Source organism: Porticoccus litoralis (assembly GCF_030676955.1).
GTDB classification, from domain to species: domain Bacteria; phylum Pseudomonadota; class Gammaproteobacteria; order Pseudomonadales; family Porticoccaceae; genus Porticoccus; species Porticoccus litoralis.
In genome coordinates this window covers 760344-777087 of sequence record NZ_JAUUUU010000001.1, presented here as the reverse complement: position 1 = coordinate 777087, position 16744 = coordinate 760344, and the positions used below count along the sequence as shown (strand labels likewise).

Genomic DNA, 16744 nt, shown 5'->3' with positions numbered 1-16744 from the left:
AATTCTTGTATTTTTATAATAGTTGCCACCTCTTTAATAAGCATAATTTAAAAAGAGGCTAAAAAGGCAGCAATTCTTCTTTTGTTAGCACAGTCCGTTGTAAACAGGGATTGTTTACATACTATCGACGCAAGAACAACAATCTTCATGTATTCAGCCTATTTTTTAGCCAAAAGTCAATGAGGCGCATCAAGCTGAAAGGCCCTTTGGTCTGCTTATGGCGCCTTTTGGTGTTTTTTGGCTGAAGTAAAAATATTCAGCCCTTTGAGGAGGTTAAGCGCTTCGTATAGCTGATTGTCTTCCTGTGAGAGATCGTCAGCGACCTCGGCTTGAGGGCTTTCCGTGTTGGAGAGATGTCCCGCCAGGTTCTCTTCTTTAATTTGCCCTCGGGATTCCAGCAGCCTCACCTCGGCAGGTTTGACCACAATATTAGGCTGGATACCTTCTGCCTGAATGGAACGTTTGCTGGGTGTAAAGTAGCGCGCGGTAGTGAGCTTAATGCCACGTCTTTCTCCCAGGGGAATCACCGTTTGTACGGAGCCTTTGCCAAAGCTGCTGGTGCCGAGAATCACTGCGCGGTTGTGGTCCTGTAGTGCGCCGGCAACAATTTCCGCGGCTGAAGCAGAACCTTCATTGATCAGCACGACTACTGGGAGGCCATTAAGAATGTCGCCGGGTTTAGCATAATACTTGGCGTTGGACGTGTTTAGCCGTCCTTCGGTATAGACCACAAGGCCTTGATCCAGCAGCGTGTCCACCACCTCTACCGAGGCATTCAAGAGACCACCGGGGTTGTTGCGCAGGTCGAGTATTACGCCTTTGAGGTTGGGATCATCTTTGGTGAAATTTTCCAGGGCTTGCCGGAATGATGTGCCGGTGTTTTCCTGGAACTGTGCAATGCGAACGTAGCCAAATCCGGGTTCCAGTATCCGTGAACGAACACTGTGAACCTGAATGACGTCGCGAATAACTTCAACCTCAAATGGACCATCGCGGTTGGGGCGAACAATGGTCAGTTTCAGCTTGGATCCTTTGGGCCCGCGCATGATTTCGATGGCTTCGCTGAGGCTCATGCCCTGCACCAATTGCTCATCCAGTTTTATGATCAGGTCCCCGGTCTGAATGCCAGCCCGTTCGGCGGGAGTGTCATCGATAGGGGTAATCACCTTGATAAAACCCCCTTCCATGCCGACTTCTATACCCAGTCCACCAAACTCCCCCGTGGTATGTTCCTCAAGGTCCTGGAAATCGGTTTCATTGAGATAGGCAGAGTGCGGATCTAGGCTGCTGAGGAGACCACTGATGGCCATTTCCAGAAGCTCTTTATCGTCAATTTCTTCGACGTAGGCCTGGCGAATCTGATCAAAAGCCTGGGTAAAGCGGCGTAGCTCGTCCAGGGGCATGCGCCCGTTGTCTTCCTGTTCAGTTGCCGCAAAGGCAGTAGCTCCTGAGAGCAGGAGGAAGGCAAAAAACAGCAACTTACTTAGTGAGTTCATGAACGATCCTGGCATTCGCCGGCGGCGTTGTGGTTTAGGGAGTTGTTGTTGTAGAAGTCTCACGCGCGGCATTGGCGGTAGTGAAGACTATTATCCTTTACGTGTCAGCCAAGTTTTTGGGTTTGTTGGTCTGCCATTATGGCGAATTTCAAAGTAAAGTGCATGATCCCGTTGCCCGCCACTGTTGCCGACCCTGGCGATGGCTTCACCGCTCTGTACCCAGTCCCCAGTGACTTTCAATAGTACCTGATTGTGCGCATAGAGGCTCATGTAGCCATCGCCATGGTCAATGATGACCAGCATGCCGTGGCCCCGCAGATAATCAGAAAAAATAATGCGGCCATGGTGTATGGCGTGAACCGGGGTTCCTTCACTGGCTTTGAGTAGCCAGCCATTCCAGGTGATATCTGCCGTTCGTGTGGCGCCAAAGTACTGGCTCAATGTGCCCTTAACAGGCCAGGGCAGTTTGCCCTTGCGACGAGAAAAGGGCTCGGTGTTTGTTGGCGATACCAGCTTGGTAATACTTTCCTCAAGGGTCCTGATAACTGTTTCAAGCCGTTTGTGCTCAGCGTGCAGTTGTTTCAGCGCTTGCTTTGAGCTCGTGATTTGGCGATCCAGGCGACCCAAGACCTCGCTGCGGATACGCAGGTTTTCCTCCAGCTGCTGTTGCTGTTCGGACAGTGCCACATGGCGCTGAGTGAGAGCAGCCTGTCTTTCGCCAATGCCTGATTCGACACGATGCAGTTCGCCCATGGTTTGCAGGTACTGTTCAATTTTTTCGGCGCGCGCCTTGAGGAAATAGTCGTAGTATTTCAGGGCCCTACTGACCTTATCCGGATCTTCTTGGTTGAGCAGCAGTTTGATGGATTCCTCGTTGCCCAGCCGATAGGCCGCTGTGATCTGTTTGGCGATCAGGTCCTGTTGGGCCTGGCGGGATTTTTCCAGTGAGGATTTCTGTGATTGCAGTTGCAGCAACTCGCTATTCAGTTTCTCCAGTTGGGCTTCCAGGTCGTGTATCGCCTGGTTGAGTCGTGCGGCGTCCAGTTCGGTTTTTTTCAGTTCCCTGGCAAGACGCTGTTGTTCCTTGCTGTCACCTTTGACGCTCTCTTCGAGCTTGAGGATATCCTTGCCGATCTGCTGCAGCTTCTGGCGATCCTCCTTTTCCCCGGCCTGTGTCGGGCAGGCCGCAGATAGCAGCAGAATTAACAGCCAATGCTGGAGCAGCCTCATTGGCGCCTTCTTCATTCTCTCTATGTGGTCAGTTGAGCAAGGGAGTGCCCGGTCATCTCGGCCGGTTGCGGCAAGTCGAGCAATGTCAGCATAGTGGGTGCGATGTCTGCCAGTGAGCCACCATCGCTCAGGGTGAGTTGTCTATCTCCAACGTAGATCAGAGGTACCGGTAGGGTGGTGTGCTGGGTATGCACTTGGCCGGACTGGAGATCGAACATTTGTTCGACATTGCCATGGTCTGCTGTAATCAGGCACTCTCCACCCGCCCTATGCAGGGCGGATAAGACTCGCTCCAGGCATTGATCTACGGCTTCAACGGCTTTAACCGCGGCATCAAAGACCCCGCTGTGGCCCACTTGGTCACAATTGGCGTAGTTGCAGATAATGACATCGAATGCTCCTCCTTCAATGGCAGCGACGAGCTGGTCAGTCAGCTCGTAGGCGCTCATCTCCGGTTTCAGGTCATAGGTGGCGACCTTGGGTGATGGGATAAGAATTCGTTCTTCTCCCGGGAACAGGGTTTCCTGGCCGCCATTAAAGAAGAAAGTCACATGGGCATATTTCTCTGTCTCGGCGATGCGCAGCTGGCTTTTGTTGTGATTGCCCAGGAATTCGCCCAGAGAATTGTGGATGTCCTGAGGTGGGAAGGCGCAACTGGTATGAATATCCGCCGAATACTCGGTGGTCATCACAAAGTCAGACAATGTCGGGTGTGCGATACGCTCAAACCCGTCAAATTGCTTGTCAACAAATGCCCGGGTTATTTCTCTTGCCCTGTCGGGACGGAAATTCATAAAGATGACGGTGTCCCCATCCTGGATGGTAACGGTATCTTCTCCAGGGGCATGGATTGCGGTGGGTAGTACAAATTCGTCATTTTCGCCGCGCTCGTAGGCTGCACGAAGGCCGCTGATGGCATCGGGTGCATAATGTTCGGCCTTGCCCAGAGTTAATAGGTCATAGGCCGCCTGCACCCGGTCCCAGCGGTTGTCACGGTCCATGGCGTAAAAGCGGCCGCAGATACTGGCGATACGACCTCGGCCAGTGTCAGACAGTTTTTTTGCAGTGCGCTGTAGTGAGGCTTCAGCACTGCGTGGTGGCGTGTCCCTGCCATCGAGAAAGGCGTGAACGTAGATTGCTTTGGCACCGCGCTGTGAGGCCAGTTCAACCATGGCATTGATATGTGATTCGTGACTGTGAACGCCCCCTTCAGAAAGCAGCCCCAAGATGTGTACGGCCTTGTTGTTGGCAATAGCTTGGTCAATGGCCTGGCAGTACACCGGGTTGGAAAAAAAAGCCCCTTCGCTGATGGCCTTGTTGATGCGGGTAAAGTTCTGGTAGATCACTCGCCCTGATCCCAGCGTCATATGGCCCACTTCACTATTGCCCATCTGTCCTTCCGGAAGGCCTACGGCCAGCCCAGACGTTTGAATAAATGTGTGCGGAGCCGTTTCCCACAAGCGGTCACGTACTGGAGTCTCAGCTGTATAGATGGCGTTGTATTCTGGATTGTCGCTGTAGCCATAGCCGTCGAGGACCAGCAGCAGAAGTGGTTTTTTTGCTTCTTTCATGATCTCTATGGAGTGGTCTTCTGGGGTGAATGATCCGCGAATCTTACCCGCAAAGTGTATTCAGTGCCATTGGTGGTTCCTTGAGCAGTATGCGGTGTGTATACTTTTGCGGCTTTGCTGGGCTGGGTGGTCCAGCTGGAACTTCCAAGAGGCTGTTGATAGTGGATTTTTTTGTTTTTATCAGTGAGCAGTGGGTGCTGGTCAGCGTGCTTATGGTGCTGGTTTACCTATTTGCCATCAATGAGAGAATCAAGAGTGGCAGGCCGATCTCGGTGCATGCTGTGACCCGCATGTTAAATGCGGAGGAAGCCATCTTGCTCGACGTTCGCGACAGTAAGGAATTCAAGGCGGGCCATATTGCCGGTGCCGTGAATATTCCCCATGCAAAACTAAAGGACAAGATTAGCGAACTGGAAAGTTATCGCGAAAAGTTCATTATCATCGCCGACAAGGTTGGTCAGCAGGCCGGGGCCGTAGGGCGGCAGCTGCAGCAACAGAATTTTAAGGTGTTCCGGCTGACGGGCGGCATGATGGAATGGCAAAACCAGAATCTGCCAGTAATCAAAAGCTAAATGACCCAGGTCAGGATCTACACGACACGCACCTGTGGGTACTGTGTAGCCGCCAAGAATCTGCTCGCCAATAAAGGCCTCAATTTTGAGGAGATTTCCGTTGATGGTGATCAGGCCAAGCGCAAGGAGCTAGTTGTGATGAGTGGCCGCCACACTGTTCCCCAAATTTGGGTGGGTGATGCGCACGTTGGTGGTTACGATGATTTGCGCCGACTGGAGCAACAGGGTGAGCTTGATCAATTGCTGGCTGCGCAGGGTTAAAGCCCCCAGCTGTCCCGACACCAAACTGTGTTTTAAATTATCTAACAAGTAATGATGTAACGAAGGTGGATACATGACTGAAGAAAATACCGGTAACGCTGTCGCCAATGAAGAGAGGGCAGAAAACCATTTTGCCATGCAGCGCATTTACCTGAAGGATCTTTCCTTTGAAACGCCGATGGGTGTGGAGGCTTTCCAGCGTGAAGTGAAGCCACAAATCGGTCAGGAGTTGTCGACCAAAATTGAGCAGTTAGATGAAACCCATTTTGAAGTGGTAATGACACTGACAATTACGGTGAAAGATAAAGACGATGTGGTCTTCCTGACTGAAGTGCATCAGGCAGGTATCTTCATGGTAAAAGGGCTGGAAAAAGCACAGATGGCGCATGTCCTGAACGTACTTTGTCCTGCAACCTTGTACCCCTATGCCAGAGAGGTTGTGGATAATGTGGTGGTCAAAGGTACATTCCCTGCACTGATGCTGCCGCCCGTGAATTTCGATGCACTGTTTGCACAGGCCCTGGCAGAAAGAAAAGCCAAGCAGGACGAGCAGGCTTCTGAGTCAGAAACTGCTCATTAATCGCTAAAAACAGATGGGGTGTAGCTTGCCTGCACCTCATCTCTTCAGCCATTCTCAAAGATCGTCGTCACTCATCCCCAGCTCTTTAAGCTTTCGGGTCAGGGTATTTCTGCCCCAGCCAAGCAATTCTGCTGCATCACGCTTACGACCATGGGTGTGATTCAATGCTGTTTCAATCAGCGCGCGCTCGAAGGTGGGGACTGCTGACGCCAGTATGTCATGGTGTCCGGCACTGAGCTCATTGTCTGCCCAGGAGCGAAGTTGCTGCTCCCAGCTTCCCGCTACATTATTTTTCTCTACCGGACTGTCTCGCAGTTCAGGTGGCAAATCTTCAATGTGCACTTCACGACCAGAGGCCATGACAGTTAACCAGCGGCAGATATTTTCCAGCTGACGTACGTTGCCGGGCCAGGGCAGCATGCTGAGGTAGTGCTCTGCCTCAGGGGAGAGTGTTTTGGGTTCTGTTTCCAACTCCTTGGCGGCAAGTTGGAAAAAATGCTGCATCAATTTCGGGATATCTTCGCGCCGATCTGACAGTGTTGGCAGGTGAATGCGGATCACATTGAGGCGATGGAACAGGTCTTCACGGAATCGGTTTTCCTCTACCAGCTCTTCCAGGTTCTGGTGAGTGGCGGCGATAATGCGTACATCGACTTTCACCGGCGTGTGACCACCCACCAGATAAAATTCTCCGTTGGCGAGCACGCGCAGAAGGCGTGTCTGAGCCTCGGGTGGCATATCACCGATTTCATCCAGGAACAGGGTGCCACCATCTGCTTGTTGAAAACGACCTTCCCGGCGTTGGGTGGCACCAGTAAAGGCGCCTTTTTCGTGTCCAAACAGCTCTGATTCAATCAGGTCATGGGGAATGGCTGCCATGTTCAGGGCAACAAACCGATTGTTCCGACGCGGGCTGTGATCGTGTAATGCCTTGGCGACCAGTTCCTTGCCGGTTCCGGATTCCCCGTTAATCAATACCGTGATGTTCGAGTGAGACAGACGGCCAATGGCCCGGAAAACTTCCTGCATGGCCGGGGCTTCGCCAATGATTTCACCGCTTACCTCCTCTTCTCTGGGCTCCTTCTCCTGCCCCTGCTCACCGGCAAAGTTGATGGCCCTCTGGGTGACAGCAATCAATTCTTCAAGATCAAAGGGTTTGGGCAGGTATTCGAAAGCCCCGCCCTGGTAGGCGGCAACGGCACTGTCAAGGTCAGAGTGAGCGGTGGTAATGATGACCGGCAATGAAGGGTTGGAAATATGAATTTTCTGTAACAACTGTAATCCGTCGATGCCAGGCATACGGATATCGCTGATGATGGTGTCCGGCTTGGTTTTATCCAGCTTGGCTAGCAGATCATAGGGATCTTCAAAGCTGGTTACTGTCATGTCAGCACGGCTAAGCGCTTTTTCCATCACCCAACGTATGGAACGATCATCATCAACTATCCAGACTTTGCGCTTTTCCATGTTTTAAATATCCAAAGGTAAATAGATGGTGAAACGGGTTTCTCCCTTCCCGTTTTCACACTCGATCAGCCCGTGGTGAAGGTTGATGGCGGACTGGGCTATGGGTAGGCCCAGTCCACTGCCTTCAGCTCGACCACTGATCATGGGAAAAAATATTCGATCTATCAGGTCTTCGGGTATACCGGGACCGTTATCGATAATGTCGATGCGACAGATCACTTTGTGATGCACCTTGCCAATGGTGAAATGACGCTGAATTTTGGTTACCAGTTTGATAGTGGGGCGTTTCTGATTGCTGTTACGCAGAGCCTGAATAGAGTTGCGTACAATGTTCAGGACAGCCTGGATCAGTTGTCCTCGGTCGCCACTGATTTCAGGGATGCTGGGGTCATAACTGCGCTTGATGGCGATGGCGCCACGGGTTTCGGCTTCTGCCAATGCCGCCACATGCTCTAGTACTTCGTGGATGTTGACTGGGACAAATTTAGGCATGGTGGTCGGCCCCAGCAGGCGGTCTACTAGGCTGCAAAGCCGATCTGTCTCCGCAGAAATAATATCGGTGTACTCCCGCAGCTCCGGTTCGTCACCCAGGTCTTCCGACAGTAACTGCGCTGCTCCCCGGATACCACCCAGGGGATTTTTGATTTCATGGGCAAGTCCCCGCACCAGGTTGCGAGTCGTATCGTGCGTAGTAATCAGCGCTTCTTCGCGGTTGATACGCATGAGCCTGTCCATTTGCTGCATTTCGAGCACCAGCATACGTGTCACCGATGTCTGGAGCGGGGTGGCAGTAAAATCTACGGTGATCTGCGACTGGTCAGGTAGAACCATGGTGGCTTGACGTTGGGTAAATGGGTGGTTTGACTCCAAAGCTTCCCGCAGAGAGGGCGTTGGCGAATCGTTTTCGGTAAACAGCGTGCTGACGGAGTTGCCACACAGACGCATTGCGCTAACCGCAAGCAGATTTTCTGCCGATGGGTTCAAATAACAGATTTCCAGACTGTCATTCAGCAGCAGAACGGCGGTGCTCAGGTTGTCCAGTAGTAAGTGGTGAAGCTGTTCGTCGGTCATTAGGATCAATTTATCGCTGGCTTACGGTGCGCTAAAAGGCCGTCGCCCTTTTATGGTTCAGTGGTTCATTAACTCAAAGCAAATAGCGGGCCAATTATGGTGTGCGTTAAGCCCCTGTAAACAGAAGGATTAACGATTATAAGTGTAGCATGGCGCACCATAATGGTGCGCCATGCTCATTGGGATTTTTTTGAAAATCGAACAGAGGCTATTTAGACCCCTGGGTGGCCTGTTGAACTCTTTTTGCTCTGTCTGATTTTTGTGTCTGAATGGCCTCTTTATTGAGGCGAGAGGCTCTTTTTACGAAAAATGTAACCTTGTCCGAGGTGGCAACAGAGTTTCCTTTTGTATCGATAACCCGGACTTGAACGTTATGTTCGCCTCTGATCAGTTCGTCGATAGAAAAGGAAGTGGCGTAGGCCGCTTCGCCGTAGGGCTGATTATTGTGGAGAAGTTGAATCAGATGGCCAGGCTGGAGAGCCGGTTCCATAAAGACCTGTACAACAACATTAAGCTGGCCTGGCGGGATGGTGGCATCTTGGGCTGGAGATAGAATGCTGACTTCCTTGTAACCGTTGCCGGTGTCGGATTTTTTCGGTTTTTCGGCTTTTGTTTTCAGTGCGGGCTGAGTGTTTATAGCCGGTAATTTAACCTCTTCGGCTTTGCCTTCTTTGGCCGTAGGGTTGTCGGTATAAGTGATATTGCCGTCTTCGTCGACAGTTTTGTAGACCTCTGCCAGTGCGGGCTGAGCGATTGTGAACGCCAGGGTAAGGGCAATTAAACGACAGTATCCACTCATCAGTAACAATTCTCCTTGTTGAGTCTTCTAAGACTAGCCTTCCTTTGACACAAGAAAAAGCCCGCCATTCAAAAATAGCGGGCTTTTTTTGTGTTTGAGAGAGCGGGCCGTATTAGCGGACCGCCGACTCTGTGTTGAGTATCGATTTATACGGAGTAGTACAGGTCGAACTCAAGCGGGTGAGTAGTGTGCTCGACACGGTAGACATCTTCCATTTTCAGTTCAATGTAAGCATCGATCATGTCGTCGGTGAAGACACCGCCCTTGGTGAGGAACTCACGGTCTGCATCCAGGGAAGACAGTGCTTCGCGAAGGCTGCCACATACTTGTGGTATGGCGGCTGCTTCTTCTGCGGGCAGATCGTACAGGTCTTTGTCTGCGGCATCGCCGGGGTGGATCTTGTTCTGAACACCGTCCAGGCCAGCCATCAACATGGCGGCGAACGCCAGGTAAGGGTTGGCAATAGGGTCGGGGAAGCGTGCTTCAATGCGCTTACCTTTCGGAGATGCAACGTAAGGAATGCGGATGGAAGCGGAGCGGTTGCGTGCAGAGTAGGCCAGCATTACCGGGGCTTCAAAGCCGGGGATCAGACGCTTGTATGAGTTGGTGCCGGGGTTGGTGAAGGCGTTCAATGCCTTGGCGTGCTTGATAATGCCACCGATATAGTACAGGGCAGTTTCACTCAGTCCAGCATAACCGTCGCCAGCAAACTGGTTGACGCCATCCTTCCAGAAAGACTGGTGGCAGTGCATGCCGGAGCCGTTATCGCCAACGATGGGCTTAGGCATAAAGGTAGCAGTTTTGCCATAGGCGTGGGCCACATTGTGTACGCAGTATTTCAGGATCTGAGTGTCGTCGGCTTTTTTCACCAGAGTGTTGAATTTAATGCCGATTTCACACTGACCAGCGGTAGCCACTTCATGATGGTGTACTTCAATATCAAGGCCCATTTGAGACATGGCTTCACACATCGCGGCACGAATGTCGTGCAGTGAGTCAATTGGCGGAACCGGGAAATAACCACCTTTCACGCGAGGGCGGTGGCCCATGTTGCCTTCGGCAAAGGTCTCACCGGTAGACCAGGCGGCTTCTTCAGAGCTGATCTTAACGAAGCTGCCGCTCATGTCTGAGCCCCATTTGATGTCGTCAAAGATGAAGAACTCAGGCTCGTTACCAAAGAATGCAGTGTCGCCCAGACCGGTAGTTTTCAGGTATTCCTCAGCGCGCTTGGCTACGGAGCGGGGGTCGCGCTCATAACCTGTCATAGTTGATGGCTCGAGAATATCGCAGCGCAGAATGACGGTTACGGCATCGGAAAAAGGATCCAGCATAGACGTGCTGTCATCCGGCATCAGTACCATGTCGGATTCGTTAATACCTTTCCAGCCGGCGATAGAGGAGCCGTCGAACATTTGACCGACTTCAAAGAATTCTTCGTCAACAGCACTAACGGGGATGGTGACGTGCTGTTCTTTACCTTTGGTGTCGGTAAAGCGCAAATCTACCCATTGGGCTTCGCTTTCTTTAATCAGTGTGAGGGTTTTGTTGGACATTAGCTCCTCCAGTTATGGATATCCAGATTGAATCGGGTGCCCGAAGTGACGGGACCACGATGATACAAAATAGTTAAATTGATTGTTGTTTCAGCTCAATTTGTGATTTAGCAATCAGTGTGCCAAATTGAAGCAAAAGTTATGCCAGCGGCGGCTATTAATAAAATCAATGGGTTATAGTTAGCACGCCGTATGGTTTGCGCCGTTATGCACCATAATAAAGCACAAGTTAAGCTAAAAGATCATATTTGGTGCGCCGTGCGCACGCTGTGGTGCTGTTTCTCATCATAAGCCGAATAGTACTTTTTTTGTAATATAATCTGCCGCCCCAATACCCATATGCAGTGAACCCTTTTCGCCATGCACTTTATCATCAAGCTGTTTCCTGAAATCATCATCAAAAGTACCCCCGTTCGTAAACGAATGACCCGGCAGTTACGCGAAAACCTTCGCAAAATGCTGCGTGCTATTGATCCGGCGATACAGGTTGAGCAGGACTGGGAAAAATTACAGATTATCGGCCCGGAAAGCGATGAGGTCGCGCTTCGTGTGGCAGATTTGTTGGCGCGAACCCCGGGCATTGCCAATTTTTCCAGGGTGCAACATTTCCCCCTGGGGAGCTTTGATGACATTCTTCAAAATACCCTGTCGGTGTGGAAAGAAAAGCTGAATGGTAAGACCTTTGTGCTTCGCGTAAAGCGCAGTGGCAAGCACGAATTCACCTCTGGCGACGTTGAACGCATTGTGGGTGGTGGCCTATTGCACCAGTCTGAGGCAGCGGGGGTTAGCCTCAAACAACCGGACCTTACTGTGCGCCTTGAAATCAAGCAGCAGGAGCTGTTTGTTATTGAGGAAACAACTAAGGGGTTGGGGGGGTTCCCATTGGGCTCACAGGATACGGTGATTTCACTGATCTCTGGCGGCTTTGATTCAACCGTTTCCAGTTACCTGACGACCAAGCGTGGATTGCGGACCCATTACCTGTTTTTCAATCTCGGTGGGCGTGCCCATGAGGTGGGGGTGAAGGAGGTGGCTTTTTATCTCTGGAGCAAGTTTGGCAGCTCCCATCGCGTGCGTTTTATTACGGTGCCCTTTGACGGCGTGGTTGGGGAGATTTTAAGCAAGGTTCGCAATTCCGAAATGGGTGTGGTGTTGAAACGCATGATGCTGCGGGCCGCGACACAGGTGGCCGAGGAAATGGGCGTGCAGGCACTGGTTACCGGCGAGAGTGTGGCCCAGGTTTCCAGTCAAACGCTGGCTAATCTGGCGGTGATCGACTCGGTAACCAAAACCCTGGTTCTGCGGCCACTCATTACCTCGGATAAAAATGACATCATCGATATTGCCAGGGCCATCGGTACTGAAGAGTTTGCCGCCAGTATGCCGGAATACTGTGGCGTGATTTCTGTGAAGCCGACGACTAGAGCCCGGGAAGACAAGGTTGTCGCAGAAGAAGCAAACTTCGATTTCTCCGTGCTTGAGCAGGCCGTGGCCAATAGCCGTGTACAAAATATCGATGAAGTCATGGAAGTTGATGCCAATGCCGTAGACGTGGAGATTTTTCAGTCGCCACAACCGGGTGCCACGATTCTGGATATACGCCACCCGGATGAAGTGGAGATGCGACCTCTGTCTATTCAGGGGGTGACCGTTGAGGCATTACCTTTTTTTGCAGTGCAAAACAAATTTCAACACCTTGAACAGAGTTCAAGTTACCTCCTTTATTGCGAAAAAGGGGTTATGAGTCGTTTGCATGCCGAACTCCTGCTCGAACAGGGGTTCCACAATGTGGCGGTTTACCGGCCTACTTCCTGATTCACGCACCAAAAAACACCTGAAGATCCAAGGCGTGTTCGATCGGGGTGCGCTCGAGGCCATGTGGTGGGCCGATGTGGGCGATGCTTTTCACTTGAGCAGGCGGTTATTGTGCCTGTAGTCATCTATTAGCGCGTATTCATGGCGTTGCAGCACTTTGTCACGGTTTTCTCAGAAATTGGACTGAAAATTGCTTTGGTAACGGGTACATACGAAAAACTCGTCTGTGAAACATTCTGTTGCCAGAGCAATTCGACCAGGCCCCTCACACCATTCACTACCCGGAATGGGACCCCTGGGCTGTTTGCGCGGAGACAGTCGATCAATTCTCCACCCAAAACCAGAGGATCCTCCCATGAGCGGAAACCAACCCCGAATGCTCGCCATTGCAGAAATCAATAACCGCGAGCCAATGCCTGTTGATATGCCGGAAGCCCTGAGCAAAATTTGGGCAACAGATGTGTTTAACCTGGCAACCATGGAAGAAGCATTATCGAAAAATGCCTTCAAAGCCATGAAAAACACCGTGCAAACAGGCGCCGCTCTGGATCCCGGCACGGCAGATGTCGTGGCTGCCGCCATGAAGGACTGGGCCATTTCAAAAGGGGTGAAATTTTTCTCACATATCTTCTACCCGATGACCAATGCCACGGCCGAAAAGCATGATGGTTTTATCATCACCAATTCCGATGGCGGCGCCATTACCGAATTTACCGGCAGCCTGTTGATCAAGGGCGAGCCGGATGGCTCCTCATTCCCCAATGGTAGTCTGCGGATGACCAATGCCGCTCGGGGTTACACTGCCTGGGATCCCACTAGTCCCGCCTACATCATGCACACGGACAATGGTGCAACCCTGATGATCCCCAGCGTGTTTATGTCCTGGACCGGTGAAGCGCTGGATAAAAAGATTCCTCTGCTGCGTTCCAACGCGGCGATGGATAAGTCGGCAAGAAAAGTGCTGTCGTTGATGGGGGAAACCGACATTGCCACCCTGAACTCCAGCTGCGGTGCCGAGCAGGAGTATTTTCTGGTGGATGAAAATTTTGCCAGCAGTCGCCCGGATCTGTTGCTGGCAGGTCGCAGTCTGTTTGGGGCTCCTCCAGCCAAGGGGCAGGAATTTGATGACCACTATTTTGGTGCTATTCCCGAGCGTGTACAGGTCTTTATGCAGGACCTGGAAGACAAGCTGTATCGGTTGGGAATTCCCGCGAAAACGCACCACAACGAGGTGGCACCTGGTCAGTTTGAAATTGCACCCTATTTTGAATCGGCCAACGTTGCCTCTGACCATCAGCAAATGCTGATGACTCTGCTCAAACTGACCGCCAAAAAACATGGTTTTCTCTGCCTGCTACATGAAAAGCCCTTTGCCGGTGTAAATGGCTCTGGTAAGCACGTTAACTGGTCAGTGGGAAATTCCACCCAGGGTAACTTGCTGGACCCCGGCAGCACCCCGGATAAAAACCTGATCTTCCTGTTGTTCTGCGGCGCCGTGATTCGCGGCGTACATGCCTATGGCCCCCTGCTGCGGGCTGCCATTGCGTCTGCGGCAAATGATCATCGCCTGGGAGCGAACGAAGCACCGCCGGCGATTCTTTCCGTGTACCTGGGTGATCAGCTGGAAAAGCTGTTCATGGATATCAAGGAAGGCAAGCTGAATGAAACGGCCAAAGGCGGTGAGATGGATCTGGGGCTTACCCAGATCCTCAAGTTTGAACGTGACCCTGGGGACCGTAATCGCACTTCACCCTTTGCCTTCACGGGTAATCGCTTTGAGTTTCGGGCTGTAGGCTCCTCGCAATCGGTATCCGGCCCGCTGGTGGCGATGAATACGATGCTTGCCGACTCCCTGGATTGGATCGCTGAAAAGCTTGAGGCCAGTCTGGCGGCTTCTTCCAATCAGACAGAAGCCGTTATCAAAGTGCTGCAGGAGTTGATGCAACAGCATGGCAATGTTGTTTTTGGTGGCGACGGATATTCACCAGAGTGGCACCGTATGGCGGTTGAAGAGCGCGGCCTGAAAAATATCCCCACCACAGCCGATGCGCTGCCAGCCCTGCTCGAGGCGGATGTTATTGAACTGTTCAAGAAAACCGGTGTGTTGACACCGGTGGAGTTGGCAAGCCGATACGAGGTGTATGCGGAACAGTACATTCTGGCCATCGAAGTAGAGGCAAAGCTGGTTGTCGATATGGCCAAGACGTTGATCTACCCCGCAGCCATGAGCTATCTCTCGGATTTGAGTAGTGCTATCTCGGGTGCCCGCGAAGTGGGCGTCGAACTTGATGCCACCGTGGTTAATAAGGTAGCTGCTGAAACCGGCGCCATGATGAAAGCGGTCGAGGAATTATCATCACTAATCGGTAAGCACGATTTTGATACGACAGAAGATCATATGAAATTCTGTGCCGATACCATTCGCGGCCTCATGGATGAGGTTAGAGAGCATGCAGATTATCTTGAGCTGGAGGTCTCTGACGAACTATGGCCGCTGCCAAAATACCGGGAGCTGCTGTTCTTCCGTTAACAAGCAAGAAAGCTATTCCTAGGGAAGAAGCAGGCCACCTGATCAGGTGGCCTGCTTTGTTTTCCTCCATCGGCATTGTGTCGTCGAATCAACATTACTTGAAAGCGGCAGAGGTTATCTCTACAGTTTCTCCGCCTTATGTAGTGAAGGAAAAGCTGAGTATGTTGGAAGTGCTGTTGTTGGCGGTTGCACTAAGTATGGATGCTTTTGCGGTATCTATCGGCTTGGGTGCAAAGCACCAGCGCCGACCTATGTCGTTAGCCATCATGGCGGGCATCTATTTTGGTGTTTTCCAGGCGTTAATGCCGGTGTTCGGTTACTTGGGGGGCAGGGGTGTGCTGGGTTGGGTAGAAGCTGCCGCACCCTGGATTGCGTTTCTGTTACTGGTGTTGATCGGTGGAAAAATGATTTATGAATCCTTTGCCGAAGGGGTGGAGGAAGATATCGCCACGATCACCCACCGAGTGATGCTGATGCTGGCCATAGCCACCAGTATCGATGCAATGGCAGCAGGATTTGCTCTAACTCTGCTGGATGTTGAGCCGCTGCTCGCCTGTCTGATCATCGGGGTGACCACGTTTTTTTTCAGTATGGCGGGTGTGCTTATTGGCACAAAAAGTGGCACCTGGCTAGAGAGCAAGGCGGAGCTTTTTGGCGGCGTGGTGCTGATTCTTATCGGACTGAAAATGATTCTCTTTTAATCAGCGTTTAACGGGTAGCAGGCTGGGGGAAATCAGTCAGTTTCCGCGCAGAAACTCTGGTTGCGGCCGCCTGCCTTGGCCCTGTACATGGCCTCATCCGCTAGAGTGAGCAAGTTAGCCGGAGTGTCATTTTCAGAAGGCAGGATACAGGCAACCCCAATACTTAGCGTGACCCATTGTGATACGGGGCTGGTGGGATGGGGAATTTCCAGTTTCTCTATGTTGGCACAGATACGCTCGGCAATTTTTGTCGCGCCCTTCTGCTGAATTCCTGGAAGAAGAACGCAGAATTCTTCACCGCCGAAACGCGTGGCGGTATCACTCCCCCGTAACAGACTGCGCTGTATCGTGCCTGCCACAGACTTCAGGCACTCGTCACCAACAAGGTGGCCAAAGTTGTCGTTGTATTGTTTGAAATAGTCGATATCAAGGAGGATCACCGAGAGGGGGGAACCTTCCCGGGCACATCGTTTCCACTCGGAGTCCAGATGATCGTTAAAATAGCGGCGATTGAAAAGTCCGGTCAGCTCATCAACGACGGCCAGTTCCTCCAGTTTCTTTTGCGCAATTTTCTGGTCTGTCTGATCCCGGATGGTTTCAACGACGGCAATCAGCTGGCCATGGTTATCGTAGATTGGACCTGCGTCAGCGGCCAGGTAAAGCCGTTTGCCGATGCGTGGCATGACGCACCAGTTTTCCGCTTTGTAACCATTTCCATACACTGAGGGTTGTGCTGATACGGTGTAAAGATTGTCCAGTTCATTCGTGCGGCCCTCAATGATGGTGTCTGCAAGGCAAAGACGATGATTGGAATAGAAGGCCTTCCAGTGATTGCTGGTGCCGATGACTTCATCGGCTGTAATGCCGGTAAGCCGCTCGCATGAACGATTCCAGATAATCACGTTGCCGTCAGTATCCAGCACAAAGGTAGCCGTCACCAGGTGTTGCATCAGGTTGATGGCAAATTCAGTTTGCTCGGGTTTGTTGATCATCCGGATCACCCTATTGTCATAATTTGCGGGAGATAATACGACTACTCTACTCTGCTGTCGATTATGGCGCTCAGCACTTAAATCATCGAATTTGAAGGCTACAGAA

Annotated in this window: 14 protein-coding genes; 6 read left to right on the top strand and 8 right to left on the bottom strand. The window is 51.7% G+C overall.

Going from position 1 to position 16744, the window contains the following annotated elements; all coding sequences use genetic code 11:
• Nucleotides 1–215 precede the first annotated feature (215 nt).
• From Q8A57_RS03845 to gpmI, 3 genes are all read right to left on the bottom strand, one after another.
• Nucleotides 216–1496, bottom strand: coding sequence for a S41 family peptidase (locus Q8A57_RS03845; RefSeq protein ID WP_305169606.1), 1281 nt, complete (start codon nucleotides 1494–1496; stop codon nucleotides 216–218).
• A 90-nt stretch (nucleotides 1497–1586) separates the two neighbouring features.
• Nucleotides 1587–2726 (bottom strand): murein hydrolase activator EnvC family protein, encoded by a 1140-nt coding sequence (locus tag Q8A57_RS03840; protein ID WP_305169605.1) that lies wholly within the window; start codon nucleotides 2724–2726, stop codon nucleotides 1587–1589.
• A gap of 20 nt (nucleotides 2727–2746) precedes the next feature.
• The gene (gene gpmI, locus Q8A57_RS03835) at nucleotides 2747–4297 is read right to left on the bottom strand and encodes a 2,3-bisphosphoglycerate-independent phosphoglycerate mutase (protein ID WP_305169604.1); all 1551 of its coding nucleotides are present in this window, start codon (nucleotides 4295–4297) and stop codon (nucleotides 2747–2749) included.
• 161 nt (nucleotides 4298–4458) lie between these two features.
• Between gpmI and Q8A57_RS03830 the strand changes: the two genes are divergently transcribed.
• The 3 genes from Q8A57_RS03830 to secB all read left to right on the top strand — a co-directional run bounded on the left by Q8A57_RS03830 (nucleotide 4459) and on the right by secB (nucleotide 5710).
• Nucleotides 4459–4869, top strand: coding sequence for a rhodanese-like domain-containing protein (locus Q8A57_RS03830; RefSeq protein WP_305169603.1), 411 nt, complete (start codon nucleotides 4459–4461; stop codon nucleotides 4867–4869).
• A complete protein-coding gene (gene grxC / locus Q8A57_RS03825) occupies nucleotides 4870–5130 on the top strand; it encodes a glutaredoxin 3 (protein WP_305169602.1) in 261 nt (86 codons plus the stop codon).
• Between the two features lie 73 nt (nucleotides 5131–5203).
• Nucleotides 5204–5710 carry a protein-export chaperone SecB gene (secB, locus tag Q8A57_RS03820; RefSeq protein ID WP_305169601.1) on the top strand — a complete coding sequence of 169 codons (507 nt, stop codon included), beginning with the start codon at nucleotides 5204–5206 and terminating at the stop codon, nucleotides 5708–5710.
• 54 nt (nucleotides 5711–5764) lie between these two features.
• Here secB and ntrC read toward each other — a convergent pair whose 3' ends face one another.
• The 4 genes from ntrC to glnA form a co-directional block, all read right to left on the bottom strand.
• Nucleotides 5765–7177 carry a nitrogen regulation protein NR(I) gene (ntrC, locus tag Q8A57_RS03815; RefSeq protein WP_305169600.1) on the bottom strand — a complete coding sequence of 471 codons (1413 nt, stop codon included), beginning with the start codon at nucleotides 7175–7177 and terminating at the stop codon, nucleotides 5765–5767.
• A gap of 3 nt (nucleotides 7178–7180) precedes the next feature.
• Nucleotides 7181–8248 carry a nitrogen regulation protein NR(II) gene (gene glnL / locus Q8A57_RS03810; protein ID WP_305169599.1) on the bottom strand — a complete coding sequence of 356 codons (1068 nt, stop codon included), beginning with the start codon at nucleotides 8246–8248 and terminating at the stop codon, nucleotides 7181–7183.
• A gap of 208 nt (nucleotides 8249–8456) precedes the next feature.
• Complete coding sequence (locus Q8A57_RS03805) at nucleotides 8457–9047, bottom strand: DUF4124 domain-containing protein (protein ID WP_305169598.1); 591 nt, start codon at nucleotides 9045–9047, stop codon at nucleotides 8457–8459.
• Nucleotides 9048–9193: 146 nt separating this feature from the next.
• Nucleotides 9194–10600, bottom strand: coding sequence for a glutamate--ammonia ligase (gene glnA, locus Q8A57_RS03800; RefSeq protein WP_305169597.1), 1407 nt, complete (start codon nucleotides 10598–10600; stop codon nucleotides 9194–9196).
• A 360-nt stretch (nucleotides 10601–10960) separates the two neighbouring features.
• Between glnA and thiI the strand changes: the two genes are divergently transcribed.
• From thiI to Q8A57_RS03785, 3 genes are all read left to right on the top strand, one after another.
• Nucleotides 10961–12415: a tRNA uracil 4-sulfurtransferase ThiI gene (gene thiI / locus Q8A57_RS03795; RefSeq protein WP_305169596.1), complete on the top strand. Its 1455-nt coding sequence runs from the start codon at nucleotides 10961–10963 to the stop codon at nucleotides 12413–12415.
• 355 nt (nucleotides 12416–12770) lie between these two features.
• On the top strand, nucleotides 12771–14945 hold the full coding sequence (locus Q8A57_RS03790; protein ID WP_305169595.1) for a glutamine synthetase III family protein: 2175 nt from the start codon (nucleotides 12771–12773) through the stop codon (nucleotides 14943–14945).
• Nucleotides 14946–15106: 161 nt separating this feature from the next.
• A complete protein-coding gene (locus Q8A57_RS03785; protein WP_305169594.1) occupies nucleotides 15107–15646 on the top strand; it encodes a manganese efflux pump MntP in 540 nt (179 codons plus the stop codon).
• Between the two features lie 32 nt (nucleotides 15647–15678).
• On the opposite strand, the gene Q8A57_RS03780 is transcribed toward Q8A57_RS03785, so the two are convergent.
• Entirely contained in the window at nucleotides 15679–16638 is a 960-nt protein-coding gene (locus Q8A57_RS03780) for a sensor domain-containing diguanylate cyclase (protein ID WP_305169593.1), read from the bottom strand.
• Nucleotides 16639–16744: the final 106 nt, after the last annotated feature.

What these genes read in the sequence shown, in the direction of transcription:
- Q8A57_RS03790 (WP_305169595.1), top strand. Translation starts at nt 12,771, where the DNA reads ATGAGCGGAAACCAACCCCGAATGCTCGCCATTGCAGAAATCAATAAC.
- Q8A57_RS03785 (WP_305169594.1), top strand. Translation starts at nt 15,107, where the DNA reads ATGTTGGAAGTGCTGTTGTTGGCGGTTGCACTAAGTATGGATGCTTTT.
- thiI (WP_305169596.1), top strand. Translation starts at nt 10,961, where the DNA reads ATGCACTTTATCATCAAGCTGTTTCCTGAAATCATCATCAAAAGTACC.
- grxC (WP_305169602.1), top strand. Translation starts at nt 4,870, where the DNA reads ATGACCCAGGTCAGGATCTACACGACACGCACCTGTGGGTACTGTGTA.
- ntrC (WP_305169600.1), bottom strand. Translation starts at nt 7,177, where the DNA reads ATGGAAAAGCGCAAAGTCTGGATAGTTGATGATGATCGTTCCATACGT.
- Q8A57_RS03780 (WP_305169593.1), bottom strand. Translation starts at nt 16,638, where the DNA reads ATGATCAACAAACCCGAGCAAACTGAATTTGCCATCAACCTGATGCAA.
- glnA (WP_305169597.1), bottom strand. Translation starts at nt 10,600, where the DNA reads ATGTCCAACAAAACCCTCACACTGATTAAAGAAAGCGAAGCCCAATGG.
- gpmI (WP_305169604.1), bottom strand. Translation starts at nt 4,297, where the DNA reads ATGAAAGAAGCAAAAAAACCACTTCTGCTGCTGGTCCTCGACGGCTAT.
- Q8A57_RS03840 (WP_305169605.1), bottom strand. Translation starts at nt 2,726, where the DNA reads ATGAGGCTGCTCCAGCATTGGCTGTTAATTCTGCTGCTATCTGCGGCC.
- secB (WP_305169601.1), top strand. Translation starts at nt 5,204, where the DNA reads ATGACTGAAGAAAATACCGGTAACGCTGTCGCCAATGAAGAGAGGGCA.
- Q8A57_RS03845 (WP_305169606.1), bottom strand. Translation starts at nt 1,496, where the DNA reads ATGAACTCACTAAGTAAGTTGCTGTTTTTTGCCTTCCTCCTGCTCTCA.
- Q8A57_RS03805 (WP_305169598.1), bottom strand. Translation starts at nt 9,047, where the DNA reads ATGAGTGGATACTGTCGTTTAATTGCCCTTACCCTGGCGTTCACAATC.
- glnL (WP_305169599.1), bottom strand. Translation starts at nt 8,248, where the DNA reads ATGACCGACGAACAGCTTCACCACTTACTACTGGACAACCTGAGCACC.